The sequence below is a fragment of the Haloferax sp. Atlit-48N genome (assembly GCF_003383015.2).
GTDB classification, from domain to species: Archaea; Halobacteriota; Halobacteria; order Halobacteriales; family Haloferacaceae; genus Haloferax; species Haloferax volcanii.
The window spans coordinates 582,034-606,948 of the sequence record NZ_CP137689.1; the positions used below are offsets into that span (position 1 = coordinate 582,034).

The following is a 24,915-nucleotide window of genomic DNA, read 5'->3' on the forward strand; positions in this document are numbered from 1 at the left end:
CCGGGGTCCGACTCCGCGCCGGTCTCGGGTGTCCCGTCTCCGACCGACGCGTTACGCGAGCGTACCGCCGGTTCCGACGGTCGCGGCGACGACCGCGACGCCGACGGCCATCAGCACACCCTCCGCGTCGCGGAGCGTACAGAGCCGCTCGACCGACCGGTCCGTCTCGGTGAGCGCGTACGTAATCCACGTCGAGTAGGCGACGGCGGGCAAGAGCGCGAACGGGGCCCACGCGGGGACCACACCGGCTCGCGCCGCGACCCACACGAGTCCGACCGAGACCAGTTCCAGCGCGTAGAGGCTCAGTTGCGTCCGGCGGACGCCGATGACCGTCGGCAGGGTCTCGACGCCGTTCTGCGCGTCGCCCGCCACGTCTCGGACGTTGTGGACCTCGACCGAGATGGCCGAACGGAGGAAGAACCAGACCGCCGCGACGGCCGCGCCCGCGGCGTACTCGGGCGCGGTCGCGGCGACCGCGAGCGGGGCGAAGCCGACGAGGACCGCCCACGCGAGCGACACCGACGCCGTGTTGACGAGGAAGATATCCTTGAGCCGGTCGACGGACGGAAGCGGGACGACCGGGGCGCTGTAAAACACCGCGACGACGCCCGGAAACAGCGTCAGCCCGAGTCCGTAGACGCCGCCGTGCCGGACGGCGAGCCAGAGCGCGCCGACGACTGCGAGCGCCGAGAAGCCGGCGTACAGCCGCGGGTGGGCGGCGACGAACGCGGTCCGCTCCGCGTAGTTCTCTTCGTCGGCGTCGAGGTCCGCTAGTTTGTCGAAGTTGTAGATGCCGACGGTGATGAGAAAGCCGACGGCGAGGGCGACGTTCGGCCCGATACCGGCGAGCGCGGACGCGACGAACACCTCGGCGATGGTGGACGCACCGAGGAACACTGAGCTGTGCACGACCGCACCGTACAGGCGAGTTGGAACGATTCGCATTGCGCCTTTGAATCGTCCCGCCGACGAATTAGATGTGCGGCAGGCAACAGTTCACCCCGGTTGTTCGTTTCGCGGTCGAACGTGTTCGGGGCCTCGCTCATTCTCTCCCGGCGCGTATGAGGACGCATGAAGATACCGACAGCCGAGCGGGCGGAGACGGCGGCGACAGGAGAGACGGCGGCGACAGCCGAGCGAGTGGAGACGACCGTCGAGGTCAAACTGACCGGCCACGTCAGGTCGGCCGCGGGCACCCACCGGACGGAGTTCACCTTCGAGGGCGAGACGCTCCGGGCGTTCCTTGAGGCGTTCTTCGCGGCGTACGACGTGCGCGACCTGGTCATCGCCGAGCGCGAGGCGGACGCGACGACGCGGGGGTGGGCGCGGGTGGACCGGCCGCCGGGGACGTGGCGGAAGAACCCCGAAGGCGAGCAGACGCAACCCTACGCCCGCGTGCTCGTCAACGGCGTGTTCAACGAGAACCTCGACGGCTTCGACACGCGACTCGAAGACGGCGACCGCGTCGCGCTGATGAAGCCGTTTCTGTACTGTGTGTGAGCGGTGGTCCCCGTGAGGGGGCCTTCGGACGTGGCCGCGGGTCGTCCTGACGCCCGACCGCCACAGGACTAACGTCCGCTGCCGACAGAGGGGAGATATGGCATCGACCCCCGCGGACGACTCGACTCGCGAACGCGGCCCGGGCGAGGCGTTCTGCCGCGACTGCGGCGCGGTCATCGACGCGCGCGCCGAAATCTGCCCCGAGTGCGGGGTCCGGCAGCGCGACCCGCCGAAGTCGTCGGTCGACTCGGCGCTCGACGACCTGTTCGAGGGCGGTAATCCCTTCATCGCGGCGGTGCTGTCTGCGGTTTTCCCCGGCCTCGGACAGCTGTACAACCGCGAACTCGAACGCGGCCTCGTCTTCGCGGTCGGCTTCCTCGTCGCCACCGCCTCGGTGATGGTCCTCATCGGCTTCTTCCTCGCGCCCGCGGTGTGGCTCTACGCGGTGTACGACGCCTACACCCGGGCCGAACTCCGGGCCGAGGAGTTACAGCGGGAGTCGGGGCGGGACCGCGAGACGGAGGTTTCGGTGAGCGAGGCGGCGGGCGACGAGGCGGCGGATCACGAGGAGAGTGACGACGAGGAGACCGACGACGACCGCGAGGAGTAGACGCGGGACCGCAGGGCCACGGGCCGAGGCGCGACTCAACGGGTGACCAAGACGATACCGAGAACGGCGAACGCGATACCCGTGAGTTTCGTTACGGTGAGGTTCTCTCCGAGAACGACGACGCCGATGACGGCCGCGACGACGAAGTACATGGCACCGAGCGTCGAGACGACGGTCGTCGAGCCGTGGGTGAAGCCGATGTACATCGAAATGAGGCCGACGCCGGTACACAGCCCGGCCACCCCGGCGAGCAGTCCCCCTCTCGCGGTGACGACGAGCGACGCGTCCGACACGACGATGAAGCCGAACGCGAGCAGCGCCGCGACGAGATACGAGATGGCGGCGGCGGTCCGCGGGTCCATGGACTCGGAGGCGGCGTTGCCCACGACGATCCAAATCCCCCACGTCACCATCGTAATCAAACCGAACAGGACAGCCGAGTCCACCTCTGCGAGTTCCATCGGATAGCGCCTCGCGTCGCTATCCGAAAGAAACCGGACCTCCAGTATAAGCGGTGTCTATGCGGGGGCGGCTAACCGCGTTCGGAACTCGGTTCAGCGAGCGGGCGACTACGCGAACTCGTCCGAGAGGTCGGCGTCCCAGTCCGGCGGGAGCAGCGGGTCGGGGTCCTCGTGGACGAACTCGACGCCCTTGTCGGGGTCGAGCGGGTGGACTTTCGTCCGCATCGTTTCGCCGCCGTCGAGGAGCGAGAACATGCGTTCGGACTCCGCGAGCCGGTAGTACAGGGGGAGACAGACCGCGACTTCGTCGTCGGTGGCGCGGACGACGAGCGCGAGGTAGACGAGGCCGCCGGAGACCGCGCGGAACGCCTCGTACTCGTCGAACGTCGCGCCCTCGACGGCGGCTTCCAGGTCGGGGTAGACGTCGTCGCCGACGACCACGTCGAGCCCGACGTGTTCGACCACTTCGTCGCCCGCGGCGGGGACCGGAACCACGTCCCCCGGGAGGGCGACGACGACGGTCCAGTCTCGCTCCCGATAGTCGTCGGCGAGCGACTCGCACTCTGCGACTACCGTCTCCCACGTGCCCGACTCGTCCGAGAGCGGATGTTCTTCCATGCGGCATGGTGTCGGAGTCCGCTACCTAAACTTTGGCTTCTCTCGCCGCTGTCGCTCGCGTTCGCGCGTCACGCGGGCGATTGCGGGGTGGTGAGTGTTGTCAACAGCCGCGCATCAACTGGCAAAAATTGAAAAGGTATTTCACGCCATGCAGGTCATTCTCATTCAATGAGGAATCTACTCTCTCTTTCGGACCTCCGAACTCAGTTCTCGACCGGCCGCGGTCAGGTCAAGGCCGTCGACGGCCTCGACCTCACGGTCGGCGAGGGCGAGACGGTCGGACTGGTCGGTGAGTCCGGGTCCGGAAAGAGCGTGACGGCACTTTCGGCGATGGGCCTCGTCGACGACCCCGGCGAAATCGTCTCGGGGTCGGTCGAACTCGAAAGCGGCCGGCTCGCCGAGGAGTTCCGTGAGGAGTACAACAACCCCGCCTTCGTCGACGGCGACGTGGTCAATCTCGTCGACGCCCCCGAGGAGGCGCTGCGGGCCGTCCGCGGGCGCGAGCTCGGCATGATTTTCCAGGACCCGATGACCTCGCTGAACCCCTCGCTGACGGTGGGCGAGCAGGTCGCAGAGAGCCTCCGACTCCACCAGTACGGCGGGCGTCGCAAGGACTCGTGGTTCAACGCGGTCCGCGAACTGCTCCCCCGCATCAGCCGCGACATCGACGACGAAATCGTCGAGCGGACCATCGAGGTGCTCGAATCGGTCGGCATCCCCGAACCCGGCGCGCGGGTCGACGAGTTCCCCCACGAGTTCTCCGGGGGGATGCGCCAGCGCGTCCTCATCGCCATCGCGCTCGCCTGCCAGCCGCGCGTGCTCGTCGCCGACGAGCCGACCACCGCGCTCGACGTGACCATTCAGGCGCAGATTCTCGACCTCATCGACGACCTCCAGGAGGACCTCGGCATGTCGGTGCTCATGATTACCCACGACCTCGGCGTCGTCGCGGAGACGTGCGACCGGGTCGCGGTCATGTACGCCGGCGAAATCGTCGAGGAGGGGCCGGTCGAGGAAATCTTCCACAACCCCTCGCACCCCTACACGTACACGCTTCTCGAATCGCTCCCGAGCGAGGACAAAGAGCGCCTGACGCCCATCGAGGGCAACGTGCCGGACCTCATCGATATGCCCGAAGGATGTCACTTCGCGCCCCGATGTCCGTGGGCCCAGCCGGAGTGCACCTCCGGTGAGATACCCTACAAGCAACACGGCGACGACGAGGTAGACCACCGCTCGAAGTGCGTCCTCGACGACTTCGACACCAGCGAGTACGGCGGCGACGCCATCGAGGCCTCGACGGGCACCGAGCCCTCCGACACGCCGCTGCTCGAAGTCGACGGCATGCAGAAGTACTACGAACAGGCCGACGGCATCCTCGACCGATTCCTCGGGGCGGACGACCGGAGCGTGAAGGCGGTCGACGGCGTCGATTTCACGGTGTACGAGGGCGAGACGCTCGGGTTGGTCGGGGAGTCCGGTTGCGGGAAGTCAACCGCCGGGCGGAGCCTCCTGCATCTGACGCCGCCGACCGGCGGTCGCGTCGTCTTCTCGGGGACGGACCTCTCGGGGCTCGACAGCGACGAACTCCGCGCGATGCGCCGCGACATGCAGATGATCTTCCAGGACCCGATGTCGTCGCTCGACCCCCGGATGACGGTCGGCCAGACCATCCGCGAGCCGCTCGACGTCCACGACCTCCCCGAGTCGGACCCGAACGTGCGCGGCGAGGCCGACGTGACCGTGACGGGCATCGACGCCGAGCGCGTCTCGGTCACCGCGAGCGACGAAATCGACGCCATCGTCGGCTCCTCGAACGGCGTCGCCACCGCCGCCGTGACCGTCACCGTCGCGGACGGCGAGGTCGACGTGGCCGTCGAAGAGCGCCTCCGGACCGAGGTCGAAGTCGAGCGCGAGGGTGATGTCGTCTCGGGCGTCACCGTCCGCGTCACGCCGGGCGACTCCACCAGCGAGCGCCGGCGTCGTCGGGTCCACCAACTCCTCGACGCGGTCGGCCTCGAAACCGGCCAGTACGACCGCTACCCGCACGAACTCTCCGGCGGCCAGCGCCAGCGCGTCGGCATCGCCCGCGCGCTCGCGGTCGACCCGGACTTCATCGTCGCCGACGAACCCGTCTCCGCGCTCGACGTGTCCGTGCAGGCGCAGATTCTCAACCTGCTCGAAGACCTCCAGGAGCGCTTCGGGCTGACGTATCTGTTCATCGCGCACGACCTCTCCGTCGTCCGGCACATCTCCGACCGCGTGGCCGTGATGTACCTCGGTGAAATCGTCGAGGTTGCGGCGACCGACGAGCTGTTCGACGACCCGAGACACCCCTACACGCAGGCGTTGCTGTCGGCGATTCCGGAGCCCGACCCGGCCGCCGAGACCGACGACCGCATCATCCTCGAAGGCGACGTGCCGAGTCCCATCAATCCGCCGTCGGGCTGTCACTTCCGGACGCGGTGTCCGCAGGTCATCCCCCCGGCCGACCTCGACATCGAGCAGGCGGCCTACCGCGAGGTGATGGACCTCCGCCAGCGCGTCGAGCGCGAGGCGCTGGACGTCGAGACCGCCCGCGACGCCGCACTCGATGCGGGCGACCCGAGCGCCGAAGCAGCGGTGAGCGCCGACGGCGGCACCGCCGACGCCGACGCCGTCGTGGACGAACTCCGCGAGTCGCACTTGTCGCACTCGCTGTCGCCGGAACTCCGGGGCGTCGTCGACCGCGCGCTCGAACGCGTCGTCGCCGACGACTGGGACGAAGCGGGCGAAATCCTCCGCGAGCGATTCGAGAGCGTCTGCGAGCGCGACGCGCCCGAACTGGGTGAACAGACGCACCCCGCGGCGTGTCACCTCGTCGACGAATAGACGACGAGCAGGCCCCGATACGGGGTCTCGTCAGCTGTCAGACGTTTTTTGATTGGCTCGTATTTTTACCGGAACAGGTCGGTGGTGTCATTCGTTCCCGTGGACGATTCTTCGTTATTTTTATAGGGGCACATCAATAGGTACACGTATGTCACAAGATGGCAATAACGTCTCGCGGCGTCGGTTCCTGACGGCCGCGGGAACCGCTGCGGCGACGGCCGCGCTTGCGGGTTGTTCCGGCGGCGGCGGCGAGGAAACCACCACCGAATCCGGTGAGGGGACCACCGAGGGAGAGACGGACCAGACCGAACAGACCGAAGACGACGGTTCGAACTCGGTCCTGCGCTACGGTCGCGGCAGTCACTCGCCGACGCTCGACTTCCAAAACAGTACGAGCGGCGAGGTCGCCAAGGTGACCGAACAGCTCTACGACACGCTCATCAACTTCGAGCCGGGGCAGTCCACGCTGACCCAGGGACTCGCCACCGAGTACTCCCTGGAGGGCGAGACGGCCTCCATCACGCTCCGCGAGGGCGTGATGTTCCACAACGGCGAGGAGTTCACGGCCGAGGACTTCGTGGCGACCTATCGCCGCTTCGTCGACAGCGACTACGAGTACTACGCCGGCGACGACTACGTCTCCGCCTACGGGCCGTTCACCCTCGGCTCGTGGATCGACGAGATTCAGGTCGACGGCGACTACTCGATGACGATTCAGCTGACCCAGTCGTACGCGCCGTTCCTGCGTAATCTGGCGATGTTCGCGGCGTCGGTGCACTCCCTCGCCGCCATCGAGGAGTACGGGACGGAACTCAGTTCGAACCCCGTCGGGACGGGGCCGTTCCAGCTGAGTAACCTCGACGACGCGAACGAAATCATCCGCCTCGAAGCCAACTCCGAGTACTGGGGCGACGGGCCGAACGTGGACGAGGTCGTCTTCGTCACCATCGGCCAGAACTCGACGCGCGCGCAGTCGCTCGCGTCGGGCGAACTCGACATCATCGACGGGCTCGGTGCGCAGTCGTCCGTCCAGGTCGAAAACGCCAGCAACGCGAACCTCGTCCGCACCGAGGGTATCAACATCGGCTACATGGCGTTCAACATGGCGAGCCGCGAGGAGTTCCGCGACCGCCGCGTCCGGCAGGCCGTCAGTCACGCCATCAACACCGAAGCCATCGTCAACGAGATTTACTCGGGCTTCGCGACGCAGGCGAGCCAGCCGCTCCCGCCGAACGTCCTCGGCCACAACGACGACATCGACCCGTACCCGTACGACCCCGAGGAGGCCCAGCGCCTCCTCGAAGAGGCCGGCTACGGTGACGGCTTCTCGTTCGAACTGGCGACGTTCCAGAACCCCCGCGGCTACAACCCGTCGCCGATTCAGACCGCCGAGACCGTCGCGTCCAACCTCGGCGAAATCGGCATCGAAGTCGACATCAACCAGCAGTCGTTCGGTCCGTTCCTCGAATACACCGCTCAGGGCCGCCACGACGCGTGTTTCCTCGGCTGGTACACCGACAACGCCGACCCGGACAACTTCATGTACGTCCTCCTGCACCCGCAGGTAGAGGAGAGCGAACTCACGGAGGGACAGGACTGGGTCAGCTTCGACGCCGAAGGCTACAACACCAGTAACCGTTCGGCGTGGGCGAACCGCGAGTACATGGACCTCGTCGAACAGGGTCAGAGCACCTACGACGAGGCCGAGCGCGAGTCGCTGTACAACGAGGCGAACCAGATTGCACACGACGAGGCCCCGTGGGTCTACCTCGACTACGCGGACGAGCTTCGCGGCGTCTCCAGCCGCGTCAGCGGGTTCCAGGTCGCCGCCATCAGCGGTCCGTACCTCAATCTGGTCAGCCTGAACTGAGGAACTGACCGCGCCTTCGACTTTCATGATTTCCACACGATTCGTACTCAAGCGGCTGCTGTTGCTCGTCCCGGTGTTGGTGGGAGTGGCGTCGCTCGTCTTCTCCATCCTGCATCTCTCGCCGGGCGACCCGGCGCTCACCATCGCGGGCGAACGCGCCAGCGAGGAGTTCGTCCGGCAGGTCGAAGAGAGCCTCGGCCTGAACGACCCCATCTGGGTGCAGTACGGGCGCTTCCTCGCCGACGCCGCGCAGTTCCAGTTCGGCGAGTCCTTCATCATCCAGCGGAACACCCCGGTCCGCGAAGTGCTCGGCAACAAGCTGCCGGTCACGCTCGAACTCGCTCTCTACGGGCAGCTCATCGGCATCTCGCTGGGCATCCCGCTGGGCATCCTGAGCGCCGTCAAGCAGGACAGCATCACGGACCACCTGACTCGCATCGGTGCGCTCGCCGGTATCAGCGTGCCCATCTTCTGGAGCGGCCCGCTTCTCATCTTGCTGTTCGCACAGGTGCTCGGATGGCTCCCGACGAGCGGTCGCATCTCGGTGCTGTACAACGTCGAGGCCATCCGAGTGACGGGCCTCGTCACGGTCGACACGTTCCTCGCGGGCAACTGGGATATGTTCGTCTCCGCGGTCCGCCACATGATTCTCCCGGCGTCGGTCATCGGCGTCTACTCGATGGCGCTCATCTCCCGGATGATGCGCTCGTCGATGCTGGAGGTCATCCGGCAGGACTACATGCGGACCGCCCGCGCGAAGGGCCAAGGCGCGAAGATTACGGTCCTGAAGCACGGCTTCCGCAACGCGATGATTCCCGTCATCACGGTCATCGGCATCCAGTTCGGTGGCCTGCTCGGCGGCGCAGTACTCACGGAGACGGTGTTCGCTATCGGCGGCATCGGGACGCTCCTGGTCGAGGCCATCAAGGTCGGTGACTACCCCATCGTACAGGGGACGGTCCTGACCTTCGCGTTCCTGTTCACGCTGGTCAACCTCGGCGTCGACATCACCTACTCCATCCTTGACCCGCGGATCGAACAATGAGCACGGAAACCACGACCACGAACGAGACGGCGACCGACGTCGACCAGCGCGGGCTCGTCGACCGCCTCACGGCGTCGCCGTTCGTCTCCCGACTGCTGTCGAACCGCCTCGCGCTCGCCGGTATCGCCATCATCGTCGCGATGGTGGTCATCGCGCTGTACGCGCGGCTGTTCTTGGACCTCGAAGTCATCACGCAGTCGCAGCTCGGGACGAACCCGAACCGCGCCCCGCCGAGTCTCGACTACCCGTTCGGCACCGACGGACAGGCCCGCAGCCTCCTGCCGCGGGTGGCGTACGGCGCGTGGTACGCGATGCTGTTCGGCACCGTCACGGTCGCCGCCTCGACCGTCCTCGGCGTCGGGCTCGGCATCGTCGCGGCCTACTACGGCGACGTGACCGACAACGTCATCATGCGGACGATGGACGTGCTGCTCGCGTTCCCGTCGCTGCTGTTGGCGCTGGCGCTCGTCGCCATCTTCCCCGACGACCTCGGTCTGTGGCGAGCGGTCGCCGCGCTGACGCTCGTCTACACGCCGCGGTTCGCCCGCGTCGTCCGCGGGGCCGCGCTGACCGTGCTCGAAAACGAGTACATCGACGCGACGGTCGCGCTCGGCGCGGCCGACCCGCGCGTGCTGGTTCGGCACGTCCTGCCGAACTGCCTCGCGCCCATCACGGTCCAGAGCACGCTCAACTTCGGGCTGGCTATCATCGACCTCGCGGCGCTGTCGTTCCTCGGCTTCGGTGCCGCGGCGGGCACGCCCTCGTGGGGGCTCATGCTCTCGAACGGCGTGAGTCAGGGCCTGCTCACCGGCGTCTGGTGGTGGTCGTTCTTCCCCGGGTTCTTCCTCGCGCTCACGGTGCTGGGGTTCAACCTCCTCGGCGACGGCATGCGCGACGCGCTGGACCCGCGGATGCGCGAAGCGGTCGACTAACCGACCGTGTCCGCGCCACCGGACCCGACGGACGCGGCGTCGCCCCCCGTGCTCGAACGGGCGGCGACTCGCCTCCGACTCGTCGGCACGGCGGCCCTCGCGGGCGCGCTCGTCGCCGCCGTCTGGCTGGTCGCTCGGCTGGTCGTCGGTGACTTCTCGGCGAGCGTCGAGACGACGTTCGCGGTCGGCTCGCTCGCGTTCGGGTTCGGGCTCCTCGGCTGGTCCGGGGCGGTCGCGCTCGGTCGCGGCATCGAGTCGATGCAGGCGCACCTCGACACCGGAACGGGCTGGACGGAAGCGGACGCTCGCCGGGCGATGGCCCGTGTTCTCGGGTTCGGACTCGGCGTGATGCTCGGGGCGACGGCGGTCGGGTCGGTCGCCTCTGTTTTCGTCGCCGCCTGAGCCGGCCGAACGCAGACTCGGACTCAGGCTTTCGGCAGGCGAAGCTCGATAATCGTCCCGCTCGGTTCGTTGTCTCTGATTTCCATCGTGCCGTTGCTGTTCGTCACCGTCCAGCGGACGAACCAGAGACCGAGCCCGTTCGTGTGCCGAAGCGGCGACTCCCGCCCGGACATGAGCGATTCGCGTTCGAGCGCGGGGAGCCCCGGCCCGTTGTCCGCGATTCGAACCGTCACTTGCTCCGCACCGTCGGCCTCGGCGACAGAGAGTTCGATTTCGACGTCGTCACCGCCATAGGCGACGGCGTTGTCGACGAGTTCGTTCACCGCGAGTTCGAACGTCGCGTGCGCCAACGCTCGCACGTTCTCCGGCGCGTCGACGGTGATGGTCGCCCCGGGGTAGCTGAGCTGAGCGCCTTCGACCACGCTGCGGACGCGGTCGGCAACGTTCTGCGGTTGCACCCGCTCGGTCACGTCGGGGTCGAGCGCGGAGCTGAACTTTCGTGCCGTCTCGGCGATTGAGAGGAGTTCGTCCGCCGCCCGCTCGATGGCCGCCGCCGACTCGCGCACGTCGGCGTCGTCGGCGGCTTCGAGCAGCATCGCCGCGTGCGCCTGCGCGATGTTCATCTTGTTCCGGAGGTTGTGTCTGATGACGCGGTCGAGGACCGAAAGCCGCCGCTCGCGCTCCCGGAGTTCGGTCACGTCGCGGCCGACGCAGACGATGCCGTCGAACTCGCCGCCCGACGACTTCGCCGCGATGGTCGTCTGGAACTGTCGCTCAGCGCCGCCTCGGTCGACGACGACCGTCTCGATGGTCTCCTCGGCGCTATCCCCCGAGAGAAGCGACGCGATAGCCTCTAAGAGCGCCTGGGCGTGTCGCTCGCCGAACACCGCCGAGACGTGTTCGCCCGTGAGTTCGCCGGGGTCACAGTCCAGCAGGTCGGCGGTCGCGCTGTTCGCGAGGACGAACCGGAGATTGTCGTCGAGCGTGTAAATCGGGTCGGCCGTCGTCTCGACGATGCGCTCGTACCGCTCTAACTCCTCGGAGCGGGCCTTTCGCTCGGTGATGTCTTGGACGGTCCCGCGGTAGACGGCGGCGTCGGTCTCCCGCGCCGCGACGCCGCGGACGTTCGCCCAGCGCGTCTCGCCGTCCATCGTCTCCAGTCGGCACTCGACTGACTGCTCTTCGCCGGTCGCAACGAGCCGTCCGAACGCCGCTCGGGCCTCGTGTTCGTCCTCGGGATGGTAGAACGCGAACGCCTCTTCGAGGTCGAAGGTCTCCCGCGGATCGACGCCGACGAGTTCCGCGAGTCCGCTCGTGAACAGGACCTCCCCGGTCCGTGTGTTGAACTCCCACGCGCCGACCGAGGCGATTTTCTGACTCTGGTCGAACAGGTCGAGCAGTCGTTCGCGGTCGCGCTGCTGGCGCTTCACTTCGGTCACGTCCTCGATGACGGCAATCACACCGACGCACTCCCCGCCGCTTCCAGTCAGGGGCGCGGCGTTGACGACGACCCACCGGCGGTCGCCGCCGACTTCGATGCCGTGTTCGAAGCCCTTGACGGTCTCACCGGCCTCTCTCGCCCGTTCGAAGGGGAGCCCACCGCGGTCGAGTGGCTCTCCGCGCTCGTCGACGAGTTCCCACTCGGGGGCGTCGTACGGCTGTCCGAGCACGACTGACCGGCCCAGACCGAGAATCTCTTGGGCCGACTCGTTGGCGCGCATGATTATCTCGTCTTCGTCGAGGACCACGATACCGACCGGACTCGTCTCGAAGAGCTGTTTGAGCGTTTGCGTCTCGTTGACGAGTTGGTTCCTGAGCGCGTGGCGGACGGTCGCGTCGGTCTGGAACCCGACGAAGTGGGTGAGCTCCCCGTCGTCGTAGACCGGCGATATCTTCAGGTCGTTCCAGAACGGCGTTCCGTCCTTCCGGTAGTTCGTGAGGCCGACGGCGGCGCTCTCGCCAGCGTCGACCGCCTCGTGGAGCGTCTCGACCGCCTCGGGGTCGGTGTCGTCCCCTTGGAGGAATCGACAGTTCCGGCCGATGACCTCCGAGCGGTCGTAGCCGGTCATCTCCTCGAAGGCGTCGTTGACGTACGTGAGCGGTTGGTCGTCGTCGGCTTCGGTGATGGTGATGCCGACCGTCGCGCTGTCCATCGCCCGGCGGTACAGCGCGAGTTGGAGCGACTGCCGTCGGGTCTGGAGGAGCGACTCGACCCGCGACCGGATGACTGCGCTCGGTGCGGGGACCGCGAGCACGTCGTCCGGCACGTCGTCGAGTCGCCGTGCGGCGACGCGCTGTTCGTCTTGCGTGACCGTCAACAGCACCGGCACGAAGCGGTCGCCGGCGTCGGCTTTGCGTTCGTCGAGCGCGTCGGCAACCGCCGAGTACGTCGCCATATCGACGATACAGAGGTCGAACTCCGGAAGTTGGGATTCGTCCTCGTGGCCGCGTTCCCAGACGACGACTTCGTACGCGTCGAGGAGGCCCGCCAGTAGCTCGCGGTCCCGAGCGCCGCGAACCGCGAGGAGTATCCGTTCCTCGTCGGACGCGTCACGCGCGGAGCGCGCTCCGTTCCGGGACGCGTCTTCGCTCACGGTCACTCGGCCTCGTTCCACGTCGGCGTCCCCGTGAGGATGCCACGTAGCTCGTCGAGCGGTTCGCCGACGGTGATGCCGTCCCTCCCGATTTCGAACGACCGGAGCGTCGGCTCGAAGCCGCCGAACCGCTTTTTGAGGACGCCGACGGCCTTGCGAATCTCGCCGCGCACCTCGATGTAGCGGATGAACAGGATGTTGTCCGCGAGGTAGCTCACGTGGTTGTCCGAGGCGTGGAACGCGCCGGTGACCTGCTGTACCTCCTCGGTCAGCACGACGGTGACGCCCATGTTCTTGAGGTACCGCGCCAGCGCGTGGAGTTCGCGGCGGATGTCGCTCCGCTCGTCGGTAAGGCTGAGTTGGTAGCCCGCGGTACCGTCTATCAGCACGAATTTGGTGTCGTTGGCTTCGACCTCGGCGCGCACCCGCTGGGCGAACTCGTCGGTCGAAAGCGAGAGCGGTTCGACGGCGTCGACCCGGAGGTTCCCGGAGTCGACGAGGTCGTCTATCGGGATGCCGACGGACTCGGAGCGGTGTCGGAAGCTCCGTTTGCTCTCCTCGAACAGATAGACCGCGGCGCGCTCGCCGCGTTCGGCGGTCGCCCGCGCGAACGCGGCTCCGGTGGTGGACTTACCGACGCCGCTCGGGCCGCTGACGAGCGTGATGCTCCCCCGCTCGATGCCGCCGCCGAGCAGGGCGTCGAGGTCGTCGATGCCCGACGAGAGCGGCTCGATAGTGAACTCGCGGTGGTGCGAGCCGGGGACGAGTCGCGGGAAGACGCGCATCCCGTGACCGCCGTCGATTCGCACGGCGTGCGGCCCCGTCTGCGAGCCCGAGCCGCGGAACTTCTCGATGCGGACCGACCGCCCCCAGTCGGACCGAGACAGCGATATCGAGCCGTCGCAGAGGTACGCGAGCGTCTCGTCGGTGCCGCCGCTCGACGGCTGGCTCGTGAACAGCGTCGTCGCACCCGACCGCTTGAGATAGCTCAGGAGCGACGAGACGAGTCGGCGGAACTGGTATTCGTCCGACGAGAGCCGACCGAGTTGGCTCAGCGGGTCGATGACGACTCTGTCGGGGTCGTGTTCATCGATTGCGTCTCGCAGTTCGGTCGCCGTCGACTTCCCTTCCACCTCGCTCGGCGACAGCATGGTGTAGGCCTCGTCGTCGAGGAACGCATCGGGCGACGGGCTCAAGTCGAGAATCGGGAGCTCGGAGAGGTCGAACCCGAGCGTTCCGGCGTTCGCCCGGAGTTCGGCGTTCGACTCCTCGAAGGAGATGAACAGCACGTCCTCGTCGTTTTCGCGCCCGGCGGTCAAGAAGTGGTAGCCGGCGATGGTCTTTCCCGCCCCGGATTCTCCGCGGACCATGTACGTTCGGTTCGGCACTAGCCCGCCGTCTAGTACCGCGTCGAGTCCGGAGATTCCCGTGGAGAGTCGCGGGGGGAGATTCGTCATACCGTACACATCTGTCCGGCGCACCAAGAAACTACCACCGCCTCGAACTACCGCGTCTCGGAACGCCACGTCTCGGAACGCCGCAGTCCAGCACACCGCCCCCCGAAACATCATGTCCCGAGACACCACGCTCGGAGCACCACATCCCGGACACCACGCCCGGAGCACCACATCCGTGACACACTACCTCGGCACGTCGATTCGGGGGGCCGCGTCGCCGTGGGGTCAGGCGGCCTCGGCCTGCGTCGCGGTCTTCCGAATCTCGTCGAGGACCGAGTCGAGAGCGAGCACGTCGGACAGCGCCTCCATCGCGCTGGAGAACGGCACGTCGAGCGCGTAGCTGTAATAGTTCCCGCGCGAACCGGTTCGGTTCTCCTCGGCCGAGAGGATGCCGAGCATCCGGAGGTCCGAGAGGTGGTTGTGGACCGACCGCTGGGCGAGCGGGTCGATACCGGCCGAGTTACACAGCCGGAGGTACTCCTGATAGAGGTCGCGCATCCGACACGGCGTCTCGTCGTGGGCGGCCTTCGAGACGACCGCGAGGAGGGCGAAGTGGCCGTTTTCGGTGAGTTCGCGCATCCCCTCGACGACGCGCTCCTGTTCGAGTTTCTGCCGGGCGATGTCGACGTGGTCGAGCGTGATTCGCTCGTCGTCTTTGTTCTCGGCGTGTTCGCCCGCCAGCCGCAGGAGGTCGAGCGCCTGCCGCGCGCTCCCGCTGTCGCGGGCGGCGAGCGCCGCACAGAGGTTGAGCACGCCCTCCTCGCAGGCGTCTTCTGCGATGGCGACCTCAGCGCGCGATTCGAGGATGTTCTGGAGCTCGGGCGCTTGGTACGGCGGGAAGTGGAGTTCGCGCTCGCAGAGCGTGTCCTGCACGCGCGGGTCGAGTTGGTCGTGGAACTTGAAGTCGTTCGAGATGCCGATGAGGCCGACCTTGGCGTCTTCGAGCTTGCCGTTCGAGCGCGCCCGCGGGAGTTCGTAGAGGAGTTCGTCGCGGTCGCCGATGGAGTCGACTTCGTCGAGGACGATGAGCACCGTCCCGCCCACGTCGTCCAACTCCTGAAACAGCTTCTTGAAGACGGTCTGTTGGGGGTAGCCGGTCGAGCTAATCTCCGCACCGGGCGGTCGAAGCTCGTTGACGAGTTCGACCGCCACCTGATACGAGGAGTTGAGCGTCTTGCAGTTGATGGAGATGACGCTGAGGTCCACGTCGTCGTACTGCGAGACGTCTTCGAGGAGCATTTCCAGAAGGAACTCGGTGACTGCGGTCTTCCCCACGCCGGTGTTTCCGTACAGGAAGACGTTGTTCGGCTCCCAGCCGTCGACGACCGGTTGGAGCGCGTCCATGTACTCCGAAATCTCGTCGTCGCGCTCCTCGATGCGCTCGGGCTTGTAGGACTCCCCGAGGGCGTCCTTGTTGGTGAAGACGTTTTGTTTTCGCTCGAACCGGCGCATTAGCGTCGGTCCGTTGTAGCGTCCCCTTATTTAAAACCCCGATTTCATCTGATTCATGTGAATTGTGACGACGACGGTATCGCCGGAGTCGGACCGCGTGTTCTCGTCTGGAACCGCCGTCTCTCGGTTGATGCTTGCTCACTCTATACTGGCCCATGTTATCGTATTTCGTGGGTCATGTGAACTCGTTTGAACAGACACACACCATGTTTGCAAGTGAAGGAGAGCACGCGAGAGTAGCTAGTAGAACAACAGAGCACGCGTTCAACTAAAGCGTTGACATGTTTCGGTGCTCACGGTGTACGTCTCGGTGGGAAGCGTCTCCCGTTAACGAGGCGTAGACGGCCTCAATCGGAGTGAATCACCTGAAATGGTGGTGGGTGACGCGCGACGAGTCCCGTTCGAGGTTCACTTGCACCGGTGCTCTCCCCGCGCAGTCGCCGGTCCCACCCCCTCCGCGGCGTCACCGCGCTTCACGTGCAACGGTGGTGTCTGTGGGTACGCCGCGACCATCGCTTCCCCCGCCAATTCACTTGCAAACGTGGTGTGTGGGTGTCGGACCGCGGCTTTCGCGTTCCGCCGCGGCGACCCATTCACTTGTACGGCCGGTCTGTCCAGTCGCGTCGTCCGTGACCCTTCGGCACCGCCGACACGGCGCGACCGACGCTCCGCTCGACTCGACTGGTCGACGGGGTGACAGTCGTCCCGCCGGCGACGGCCCCGCCCCTCGAAATGTCTTTACCTCGGATGCTGTTACCTACCCCCGTGGACCGTTCCGCCCTCCGCGCGCTCGCACTGGCCCTCCTCGCGGTCGTCGCCCTCTCGGTCGTCGCCGCCACCATCGATTCGACCGTCGTCTCAAGCGGCGGCCCAGTCGGCTTCGGTGGCGGCGAGACCGGCGGCGCGGTCGCTGGAGACACAGACGAGACCGGCACCCAACCGTCCGGTGATTCGTCCGGCAGTCTCAGCATCCCGACGCCGTGTTTCCCGTGGTTGCTCTCACCCGGAGTCCTCGCGGTCGTCGCCCTCGTCTTCGTCCTCCTCGGCGCGTACGCCTACCGGGAGACCGGCTCTCTGCTTCCGCCCCTCGCAATCTTCGCGGCGGTCGGGCCGCCGGTCGTCCTGCTTTTCGCCCTCCTCACGGGATGTCGCCGCGAGTTCTCGTTTTCGTCTCGTGCCGCGGCCGCCGCGCGAAACGTGTCGTTTCTCCCCGCCGGCGGCGGTGGTAGTCTCGGCCAAGGCGGGAACGCGGCGCAGAGCGTCTCACCGCCCACGGTGCTGTTCGGCCTCTTGCTCGCCGTCGCCCTCGCCGTCGCGGCCTTCATGCTCGTCACCGGGACCGGCGACTCGCCCGCGGCCGACGACGAAGTCACCCCCGCCGACGAGGACGAGGGGTCGAACGTCGCCGCCGTCGGACGGGCCGCCGGGGCCGCGGCCCAGCGCATCGAAGACGGCGACGCCGACGTCGAAAACGAAGTGTTCCGCGCGTGGGGTGAGATGACCGCGCTCCTCGACGTGCCGAACCGTCGCGCTGCGACGCCCGCCGAGTTCGCCCACTCGGCCGTCGACGCCGGGATGGACCGCGACGACGTGGACGACCTGACGACGCTGTTCGAGGAAGTCCGATACGGCGGCTTCGAGGCGACGCCGGAGCGGGAGCGCCGGGCGGTCGACGCGCTCAGAAGCATCGAACGCGCCTACGCCGACTCACCGGAGGGCGACCGATGACGCTGACGCGTCGGCTGTTCTTGCTCGTCGGCGTCGTCGCCACGACCGCCGGACTTGCGGTCGTCGCAGGCGTCTCCTTCGGCCTCGAACTGACGGATATCTTCCTCGGACTCGTCGCGGCGCTCGCGGCGCTCCAGGGGCTTCGGTACGTCCAGTGCCGCCGCGATACGCCCTCGAACACCACGGTTACCGACGACCCGGAAGCGCGGATTTCGGTCCCGGTGCCCGGAGCCGACTTCGACGACGACCTCGTGTCTGCGATGGGTCAGGGCACCCGCTGGGCCGCCCGCGAGCGCGTCGTCGACCGCCTCGAAACGCGGGCCAAGGAGGCGCTCGTCGCCCGCGGCGGTCGCGCTCCCGAGGAAGCGGCCGCGCTCCTCGAAACCGGCGGGTGGACCGACGACCCGGTCGCCGCGCGCTTTCTCGGCGCGTCCGTCTCGATTCCGCTCCGACAGCGCGTCCGCCTGTTTCTGTCCGGCCGGTCGTCGCTCACCGACCGCGCCGAGCGAGCCGTCGCCGCGATAGAACAAGTCGGCACTACCGACGGCCCCGCGGGTGAGCGCCGATGAGCCGCGGGTTCGACACCGAACGCTGGACCGGCCTCGACGGTCTCGTCCTCGTGGCGGCCGCCGCGGGCGTGTTCACCCGCGAATCGTCGCTGCTCCTCGCGGCCGGCCTCGGCGTCGTCGTCCTCGGTTACGTCCGGGTCGCGGCGATTCCCGAGGTGTCGCTCCGAATCGAGCGCGACCTCTCGGACGCGACGCCCGACCCCGGCGACGAGGTCGAAGTCACGCTCCGCGTCACCAACGAGGGGTCCAGCACGCTGTTCGACCTCCGCGTCGTCGACGGCGTGCCGCCGGCGCTCGGCGTCGTCGACGGTTCCGCCCGACTGGGGACGGCGCTTCGACCGGGCGCGACCGCGACCGCGACGTACACGGTCACGGCCGTCCGCGGCGAGCATTCGTGGGACGAGACGGTCGTCGTCGTCCGCGACCCGAGCGGGGCCGTCGAGTCCCGCGAGACGGTCGACGCCGAGACGACGCTCCGGTGTGAGCCCGAACTCGCCGCGACCGCCGACCTGCCGCTTCGGGGCCTCACCTCGAAGTACGCCGGCCGCGTCGAGACCGACGTGCCGGGGTCGGGACTGGAGTTCGCCTCCATCCGCGAGTACCGCCACGGCGACCCGATTCGGCGCATCGACTGGAACCGCCGCGCCCGCACGGGCGAACTCGCCACGGTGGAGTTCAGAGAGGAGCGCGCGGCGTCCGTCGTCCTCGTCGTCGACACCCGGTCTGAGGCGCACGTCGCCCCCGACGACGAGGGGGAGACCGCGGTCGAGCGCTCCGTGGACGCCGCGAGCGTCGCCTTCTCGGCACTCCTCGACGGCGGCGACAGCGTCGGCGTCGCCGCGTTCGGCCCCGACGAGTGCTGGCTCGCCCCCTCGTCGGGCGTCGACCACCGCGCCCGCGCCCGCCGGCTGTTCGCGACCCACCCGGCGTTCGCGCCGACGCCGCCGGACGGGGCCTTTTTCCCCTCCGTGGCCGTGCGCCGACTCCGGCGTCGACTCGCCAGCGACGCGCAGGTCATCTTCTGCTCGCCGCTCGTGGACGACTACGGCGTCTCGGTCGCCCGTCGGTTGGAGGCCTACGGCCACGCCGTGACGGTCGTCTCGCCGGACCCGACGACGACATCGACCGTCGGCGCGCGCCTCGCACGCATCGAGCGCGACCTGCGGCTCCGCGAACTCCGGGGGAGCGGCCTCCGCGTCGTCGACTGGGGTGACGAGTCCCTCGGTGTCGCGCTCGCGCGGGCCGAAGCGGGGTGGTCGCGGTGAGCGAAATCACCCGCCAGCCGACCCGGACGGGGACCGCACTGGCGCTGTCGGCCGCCGGGTTCACCGTCCTCGCGCTCGGCTTCACCACGTCGACGGCGGCGGTCGGCGGCCTCGCCGCGACGGTCGCGCTCGCCGCCGGACTGTTCAGCGGCTCGCGGCGCGTCGTCGACGCCGCGGGCGGGCTGTTCTTCCTCTCGCTCCTCTTTGCGGGCGCGAGCGGGGCCGGGACGGAGGCGCTTCTGCTCGCCGCGGTCGGGTCGATACTCGCGTGGGACCTCGCGGACAACGCGCGCTCCGTCGGCGCACACCTCGGCCGCGAGACCGACACGCTCCGGCTCGAACTCGTCCACGCGGCGGCGACGCTCGTCGTGCTCGCGGTCGGCGCGGCCGTCGTCTACGGCGCTGACCGGGCGGCCGCCGGCGGCCAGCCCATCACGGCCGTCGTCTTACTGCTGGTCGGCGTCGTCGCGCTCGTGGCGGTCGTGGCGCGCTGAGCCGTGTCCGCTCCACGCCTCACGTCTCCCGCCTTACTCCAGCGTCGGCACGGTCACTCGACCGAGCACGTCGTCGACGACGTCCGATTTCCGCACGTCTTCGACCCGCGCGTCCGGAGTCAGGACGAGGCGGTGAGCGAGCACGGACTGCGCGACGCGCTTTACGTCGTCGGGCGTGACGAACTCGCGGCCCTCGATGACGGCGCGGGCGCGGGTCGCCTCGAACAGCCGTTGGGTCCCGCGGGGGGAGACGCCGATGCGGACCCGGCGGTCGGTTCGGGTCTCCCGCGCGAGCTTCGCCATGTATTCGAGCAGGTCGTCCTCGACGCGGACCGATTCGGGCGCGCGGCGGATGGCGGCGACGGCGTCGCGGTCGAGGACGCGCTCGACGCTCGGGCTCTGATCGCTCCGGCCCGCACGCCGGTGGAGGAGTTCGACCTCGCCGTCGAGGTCGGGGTAGCCGATGGCCGATTTCACGACGAACCGGTCGACCTGCGCCTCGGGGAGGGTGAACGTCCCCTCCTGTTCGACGGGATTCTGCGTCGCGATGACGAAGAAGGGGCTCGGGAGCTGGTGTGTCTCGCCGTCGACGGTCACCTGTCCTTCCTCCATCGCTTCGAGGAGGGCGGCCTGCGTCTTCGGCGGCGCGCGGTTGATTTCGTCGGCGAGGACGACGTTGGCGAAGATTGGCCCCGGCGAGAACTCGAAGGTCCGCTCGCGCTCGTCGTAGATGTTCGTCCCGGTCACGTCGGCGGGAAGCAGATCCGGGGTGAACTGCACGCGGGAAAACGACAGCCCGAGCGCGGTGGCGACGCTCCGCGCGGTGAGCGTCTTTCCGGTTCCCGGAACGTCTTCGAGGAGGACGTGGCCGCGGGCGAGGACGCCCGTCAGGACGGTTTCGAGGAAGGCTCGGTCGGCGATGACGGCCTCCGAGATGGCGTCGAGCACCTCGGAGCACGTCTCGCTGGCCGTGTCGATGTCCATACACCACCCGGGTCTGCGTGCGACTTATTCCCATTGGTCGGTGGCGCTCTGGTCGGTCGCTCGTCGGTCGTCGACTCCGCCCGTCCCGCCCGGACGCAGTTGGGCCAGAGACCCGCCGACCGCATCCGTGTGACTCTCCGCCGCGGCCCTCGGAAATCGAAACGGATTAAACTATCCGCGAGAGAGACAACGATGGAAGCCGAGGTAGCCTAGCCCGGCCAAGGCGGTAGATTCGAAATCTACTGTCCATTCGGACACGTGAGTTCAAATCTCACCCTCGGCGCTTCTCGCGGCCACAACGTTCCGAGCGGCGCGTCTCGTCGCGCCGCGACTCCGTGGCCGCGTGTGCAACGTCCTGAGATTTGAATCAAGGAGCGACCGCATGGGAGCGACTGCGGTTCAAATCTCACCCTCGGCGCTTCTTCCGAACGTCACCCCGCGAGAGACGTTCATGTCTCTCGCTCCGCGTGACGAGGCTGTGCGACGACCCGAGATTTGAACCAGCGAGCGAACGCAGTGAGCGAGTGAGGTTCAAATCTCACCCTCGGCGCTTCTCGCGGCCACAACGTTCCGGGCGGCGCGTCTCGTCGCGCCGCGACTCCGATTCTCTCAGTCCGACGTAGACTCCCACTCTCCCCAGTGAACGAGTTCGCTCGTGTCGATGCGCTCGCGCCAGCCCTCTCGTTGGAGGACCGGCTCCTCGGGAAAGCCGTCCTCGGGATAGCCGACGCAGAGATACGCAATCGGCTCGACGTGGTGCGGAATCCCGAGTACTTCGCGGACCTCGTGGGGGTAGAGAAACGACACCCAGCCGACGCCGACGCCTTCGGCCCGCGCGGCCAGCCAGAGGTTCTGCACGGCGAGACACGTCGAGTAGGCGTCCATCGCCTGCATCGTGTTGCGCCCGAGGACGTGCGGGGCGTCCCGCGTCGGGTCGCACGTGACGCAGACGTTCACCGGGGCGTCGGTGATGCCTTCCAGCTTCAACCGACCGAACTCCGACTTTCGAGGCTCTCGATAGCCCTCGCGGGCCGCCGCAATCGCACGCTCCGCGATGGACGCGACGGCCGCTTTCGTCTCGTCGTCCTCGACGACGACGAAATCCCACGGCTGCGAGAAGCCGACGCTCGGGGCGTGATGCGCGGCATCGAGCAGTCGCGCCAGCGTCTCCTCGGACACCGTATCGTCGCTGAACCGCCTGATGTCCCGCCGTGCGTAAATCGACTTGTACACGCCCGACCGCTCGCGCTCCGTGAACCCAACCATCGTTTCGATAGTCCTGACTGGCTCGCAAATCGGTTCTGATACGCCCGACGGAGCGCGCTTCACGCCACCAAAACAGTTACTAATTAGACACGAATGCCGGTCCGTATGGACACCGCGCTCAAATACAGACTCGACGTCATCATCGCCCTCCTGTTTTTGCTCGTGCTCATCGAGAGTTACCGGGTTGCCGGCTACTTCGGCGCAGCGTTCGTCGTGGTCGTCACCATCGTTCTCGTCGCCTTCGCGCCGGAGTGAGCGCTTCGAGACGCTTGCTTCGAGTGTCGTCCTCGCGTAAGGTGTGCGACACAGTGTCACGGGGCCGCGAAGTCCCTCGATTTCACTTTCACTCTCCTAGGATGCGATACATATCCCCTGCCCGCGTCAGCGAGAGTATGAGTGCGAACGCAGTAAGCGCGGACACGAGCGAACGGGACGGGACGCGACGCATCGACGTGACGACGGTCCGGACCGGCCGCGTCGCCGACTTCGCGGAGACGGAGCTCGGCGACGACGCTATCGGGTTCGAGCGCCGCGGCGGCTGGACCTACCTCGTCGCCAAAGAGACGCGGTAGTCCGGGTTCGGATTCAGTCGTCCCGGGAGCGGGAGAAAAACGCGGCCGCGACGCGACAGGGTCGTCTTCTCAGTCGTCGGCCGACGCGGGCGTCGGCGACGTGTGGTTCGGCGCGAGCAGTCGGTCCAGCGCGTCCACCATCGCCTGGACGCTCGCCCGCGTGATGTCGGCGTGCGACGCCGCGACGGAGACGCTTCGGTCTCCGAGCGACATCGTCACCTCGACGGTCACGACGGCGTCGGTGCCGCCGGTGATGGCGTCGACGTGGTACTCGTCGAGTTGGGCGTCGGCGTCGGGGCCGAGCGCCTCGCGGACGGCCTTCACCGCGGCGTCGACCGGGCCGGACCCGGTGCCGGAGGCGACGCGTTCCTCGCCCTCGACGCGGAGGCGGACGCTCGCGGTCGGCGTGCCGCCGCCCGAGGCGGCCGTGAGGTCGAGCAGTTCGACCTGTCGGGCGCGCTCGCGGCCCTGAACGTCCTCTGCGAACGCGAGGAGGTCGGCGTCGGTGACGCGCTTGCCGCGGTCCCCGAGTTCCTTCACGCGCTCGACGACGGCCGCGACTTCCTCGTCGGTGGCGTCGACGCCGTGTTCGTCCAGCGCGGCCTTGACGCCGGCGCGCCCGGCGTGTTTCCCGAGGACGAGGCGGCGCTCGCGGCCGACCGTCTCCGGCGGGTACGGCTCGTACATCGCGTCGTCCTTCAGCGTCCCGTCGGTGTGGATGCCGCTCTCGTGGGTGAAGGCGTTCTGGCCGACGACCGCCTTGTTCGGCGGGAGCGAGACGCCCGTGGCCTGTGCGACCTTCTGGGCCAGCGCGTACAGTTCGTCGAGCTTCACCGACTCCACGTCGTAGCAGTGGTCGAGCGCGATGGCGACCTCTTCGAGCGCGACGTTGCCGGCGCGCTCGCCGATGCCATTGACCGTGGTGTGGACGAGGTCCGCGCCCGCGGCGAGGCTGGCGTGGACGTTCGCCATCGCGAGGCCGAGGTCGTCGTGGGTGTGCGTCGAGGTCGGGCCAAGCTCGGAGAGTCGGGAGACGACCTCGTAGGTGTGTTCGGGGCTCGTGTGGCCGACCGTATCGGCGAAACAGAAGCGGTCGGCACCGGCGTCGTGGCTGGCGCGCGCGAGCGATTCGAGGAACTCCGGGGCGGCCCGCGAGCCGTCCTCGCCGATGACCTCGACCCAGAGGCCGTGGTCCTTGGCGTAGGCGACGAGTTCGTCGGTCGTCTCGACGACGTCCTCGCGGGTCGTCCCGACTTTCGACTCGACGTGGCGGTCGCTCGCCGGCACGACGAGCGTGACGCCGTCGACGTCGCAGTCGAGCGCGAGGTCGACGTCGTTCTTGACGCCGCGGGCGAAGCTCGTCACCGTCGCGTCGAGGCCGAGCGACGTGACGCGCTTTATCGTCTCGCGCTCGCCGGGGCCGGTGCAGGCGCTCCCGGCTTCGATGTAATCGACCTCCGCGCGGTCGAGCGCGCGGGCGATGTCGGCCTTCTGGGTCGGCGTCAGCGAGACCCCGGGGGCCTGCTCACCGTCGCGGAGCGTGGTGTCTAAGAGCTGTACTGAATCAGAAGTGCGTAGCTCGGGGGTCTTCCCGAATCGTTCGTTCACGGTAGAATCGTGTCCTTGTGGGTTAGAACCGTCGAATTTCACAGCCAGCCGTCTCGCGACGACTTACTCTATCCTCCGTCGGTGTGGTAGGTTCCGACATAGTAGTTGAACACATTTGTCGATGAAGGGATAAAAGAGATGGTTCCGACAGAAATTGGTGTCTCTCCGGGGACCGCGCTGGACGAGCGTTGCTTCGAGACCGTCGAGTCACTCCGCAATCTCGACCAGGTCGCCGGGTTCGACGCCGTCGGCCGCGCCCGCGGGGAGTTCGACGACGGTGTCGGCCATCCCGAAGCCGATACCCGTCCACGCCGACAGCCGCTTTTTCTTCGTCACCTCGTCGCCGACGAGCCAGAGCGCGTCGATGTCGAACGGGACGAACACCATGTGGAGGCTGTGGCGGTCGGCGTCGTCGAACCGGAAGACGAGGGCGTAGTCGTCCGGCACGGAGCCGCGGAACATCAGCCCGCGCGCCTGCGAGAGAAACGAGTCGGCAGTCTCGACGTTCGACGCGAGGGTCGATTGCGCTCCGTTCTGTCGGTGAACGAGTCTCACGGAGCCGGCTTCGACGGCGGACGTGATGAATCCACCGCCGGGCCGTCGGTTCGTCCGCCGTC

Annotated in this window: 23 protein-coding genes and 1 tRNA gene; 14 read left to right on the plus strand and 10 right to left on the minus strand. The window is 67.7% G+C overall.

The window, feature by feature from the left end; all coding sequences use genetic code 11:
* Positions 1-51 precede the first annotated feature (51 nt).
* Complete coding sequence (locus tag DEQ67_RS03245) at positions 52-945, minus strand: UbiA family prenyltransferase (protein WP_115891365.1); 894 nt, start codon at positions 943-945, stop codon at positions 52-54.
* 126 nt (positions 946-1,071) lie between these two features.
* Between DEQ67_RS03245 and DEQ67_RS03250 the strand changes: the two genes are divergently transcribed.
* Positions 1,072-1,500, plus strand: a complete 429-nt coding sequence (locus DEQ67_RS03250; protein WP_013035499.1) for a MoaD/ThiS family protein — start codon at positions 1,072-1,074, stop codon at positions 1,498-1,500.
* Between the two features lie 97 nt (positions 1,501-1,597).
* Positions 1,598-2,110, plus strand: a complete 513-nt coding sequence (locus DEQ67_RS03255) for a zinc ribbon domain-containing protein (protein WP_115802214.1) — start codon at positions 1,598-1,600, stop codon at positions 2,108-2,110.
* Positions 2,111-2,145: 35 nt separating this feature from the next.
* Here the strand turns inward: DEQ67_RS03255 and DEQ67_RS03260 are convergent, their stop codons facing one another.
* On the minus strand, positions 2,146-2,571 hold the full coding sequence (locus tag DEQ67_RS03260) for an EamA family transporter (RefSeq protein ID WP_004065113.1): 426 nt from the start codon (positions 2,569-2,571) through the stop codon (positions 2,146-2,148).
* A gap of 108 nt (positions 2,572-2,679) precedes the next feature.
* Complete coding sequence (locus DEQ67_RS03265; RefSeq protein ID WP_004065111.1) at positions 2,680-3,189, minus strand: DUF7529 family protein; 510 nt, start codon at positions 3,187-3,189, stop codon at positions 2,680-2,682.
* Positions 3,190-3,357: 168 nt separating this feature from the next.
* On the opposite strand from DEQ67_RS03265, the gene DEQ67_RS03270 reads away from it, so the two are divergent.
* The 5 genes from DEQ67_RS03270 to DEQ67_RS03290 all read left to right on the plus strand — a co-directional run bounded on the left by DEQ67_RS03270 (position 3,358) and on the right by DEQ67_RS03290 (position 10,309).
* Positions 3,358-6,060, plus strand: a complete 2,703-nt coding sequence (locus DEQ67_RS03270) for an ABC transporter ATP-binding protein (RefSeq protein ID WP_008605714.1) — start codon at positions 3,358-3,360, stop codon at positions 6,058-6,060.
* 148 nt (positions 6,061-6,208) lie between these two features.
* Positions 6,209-7,930: an ABC transporter substrate-binding protein gene (locus tag DEQ67_RS03275; RefSeq protein ID WP_115860362.1), complete on the plus strand. Its 1,722-nt coding sequence runs from the start codon at positions 6,209-6,211 to the stop codon at positions 7,928-7,930.
* Between the two features lie 25 nt (positions 7,931-7,955).
* Entirely contained in the window at positions 7,956-8,975 is a 1,020-nt protein-coding gene (locus tag DEQ67_RS03280; protein ID WP_004065106.1) for an ABC transporter permease, read from the plus strand.
* Positions 8,972-9,907 (plus strand): ABC transporter permease, encoded by a 936-nt coding sequence (locus DEQ67_RS03285; protein ID WP_004065104.1) that lies wholly within the window; start codon positions 8,972-8,974, stop codon positions 9,905-9,907. Before DEQ67_RS03280 ends, DEQ67_RS03285 begins: the two co-directional genes overlap by 4 nt.
* A gap of 6 nt (positions 9,908-9,913) precedes the next feature.
* Positions 9,914-10,309: a DUF7268 family protein gene (locus DEQ67_RS03290; RefSeq protein ID WP_004065102.1), complete on the plus strand. Its 396-nt coding sequence runs from the start codon at positions 9,914-9,916 to the stop codon at positions 10,307-10,309.
* 23 nt (positions 10,310-10,332) lie between these two features.
* On the opposite strand, the gene DEQ67_RS03295 is transcribed toward DEQ67_RS03290, so the two are convergent.
* The 3 genes from DEQ67_RS03295 to DEQ67_RS03305 form a co-directional block, all read right to left on the minus strand.
* Entirely contained in the window at positions 10,333-12,909 is a 2,577-nt protein-coding gene (locus DEQ67_RS03295; RefSeq protein ID WP_115891364.1) for a PAS domain S-box protein, read from the minus strand.
* Positions 12,906-14,360 carry an ATPase domain-containing protein gene (locus tag DEQ67_RS03300; protein ID WP_115891363.1) on the minus strand — a complete coding sequence of 485 codons (1,455 nt, stop codon included), beginning with the start codon at positions 14,358-14,360 and terminating at the stop codon, positions 12,906-12,908. The genes DEQ67_RS03295 and DEQ67_RS03300 overlap by 4 nt, the downstream gene beginning before the upstream one ends.
* Positions 14,361-14,585: 225 nt before the next feature.
* Positions 14,586-15,812: an orc1/cdc6 family replication initiation protein gene (locus tag DEQ67_RS03305; protein WP_004065096.1), complete on the minus strand. Its 1,227-nt coding sequence runs from the start codon at positions 15,810-15,812 to the stop codon at positions 14,586-14,588.
* 765 nt (positions 15,813-16,577) lie between these two features.
* Between DEQ67_RS03305 and DEQ67_RS03310 the strand changes: the two genes are divergently transcribed.
* From DEQ67_RS03310 to DEQ67_RS03325, 4 genes are read left to right on the plus strand one after another with little or no spacing between them, the layout of a single operon-like run.
* Positions 16,578-17,540, plus strand: coding sequence for a DUF4129 domain-containing protein (locus DEQ67_RS03310; RefSeq protein WP_004044300.1), 963 nt, complete (start codon positions 16,578-16,580; stop codon positions 17,538-17,540).
* Positions 17,537-18,109, plus strand: coding sequence for a DUF7269 family protein (locus DEQ67_RS03315; RefSeq protein ID WP_004065091.1), 573 nt, complete (start codon positions 17,537-17,539; stop codon positions 18,107-18,109). The genes DEQ67_RS03310 and DEQ67_RS03315 overlap by 4 nt, the downstream gene beginning before the upstream one ends.
* Positions 18,106-19,374 (plus strand): DUF58 domain-containing protein, encoded by a 1,269-nt coding sequence (locus tag DEQ67_RS03320; RefSeq protein ID WP_115891362.1) that lies wholly within the window; start codon positions 18,106-18,108, stop codon positions 19,372-19,374. The genes DEQ67_RS03315 and DEQ67_RS03320 overlap by 4 nt, the downstream gene beginning before the upstream one ends.
* The gene (locus DEQ67_RS03325; protein WP_115891361.1) at positions 19,362-19,868 is read left to right on the plus strand and encodes a DUF7519 family protein; all 507 of its coding nucleotides are present in this window, start codon (positions 19,362-19,364) and stop codon (positions 19,866-19,868) included. Before DEQ67_RS03320 ends, DEQ67_RS03325 begins: the two co-directional genes overlap by 13 nt.
* A gap of 33 nt (positions 19,869-19,901) precedes the next feature.
* Here DEQ67_RS03325 and DEQ67_RS03330 read toward each other — a convergent pair whose 3' ends face one another.
* On the minus strand, positions 19,902-20,852 hold the full coding sequence (locus tag DEQ67_RS03330) for an AAA family ATPase (protein ID WP_004044296.1): 951 nt from the start codon (positions 20,850-20,852) through the stop codon (positions 19,902-19,904).
* 198 nt (positions 20,853-21,050) lie between these two features.
* Between DEQ67_RS03330 and DEQ67_RS03335 the strand changes: the two genes are divergently transcribed.
* Positions 21,051-21,135, plus strand: a tRNA-Ser gene (locus tag DEQ67_RS03335).
* A 326-nt stretch (positions 21,136-21,461) separates the two neighbouring features.
* On the opposite strand, the gene bluB is transcribed toward DEQ67_RS03335, so the two are convergent.
* On the minus strand, positions 21,462-22,118 hold the full coding sequence (bluB, locus tag DEQ67_RS03340) for a 5,6-dimethylbenzimidazole synthase (protein ID WP_004065082.1): 657 nt from the start codon (positions 22,116-22,118) through the stop codon (positions 21,462-21,464).
* A gap of 105 nt (positions 22,119-22,223) precedes the next feature.
* Here bluB and DEQ67_RS03345 point away from each other — a divergent pair, with 105 nt between their 5' ends.
* Both DEQ67_RS03345 and DEQ67_RS03350 read left to right on the plus strand, forming a co-directional pair.
* Positions 22,224-22,373 (plus strand): hypothetical protein, encoded by a 150-nt coding sequence (locus DEQ67_RS03345; RefSeq protein WP_170076453.1) that lies wholly within the window; start codon positions 22,224-22,226, stop codon positions 22,371-22,373.
* 137 nt (positions 22,374-22,510) lie between these two features.
* Positions 22,511-22,690, plus strand: a complete 180-nt coding sequence (locus tag DEQ67_RS03350) for a hypothetical protein (protein WP_115802221.1) — start codon at positions 22,511-22,513, stop codon at positions 22,688-22,690.
* A gap of 69 nt (positions 22,691-22,759) precedes the next feature.
* On the opposite strand, the gene DEQ67_RS03355 is transcribed toward DEQ67_RS03350, so the two are convergent.
* Positions 22,760-24,298, minus strand: coding sequence for a (R)-citramalate synthase (locus tag DEQ67_RS03355; protein WP_004044292.1), 1,539 nt, complete (start codon positions 24,296-24,298; stop codon positions 22,760-22,762).
* A gap of 207 nt (positions 24,299-24,505) precedes the next feature.
* Positions 24,506-24,853: a DUF192 domain-containing protein gene (locus DEQ67_RS03360; RefSeq protein WP_004044291.1), complete on the minus strand. Its 348-nt coding sequence runs from the start codon at positions 24,851-24,853 to the stop codon at positions 24,506-24,508.
* Positions 24,854-24,915: the final 62 nt, after the last annotated feature.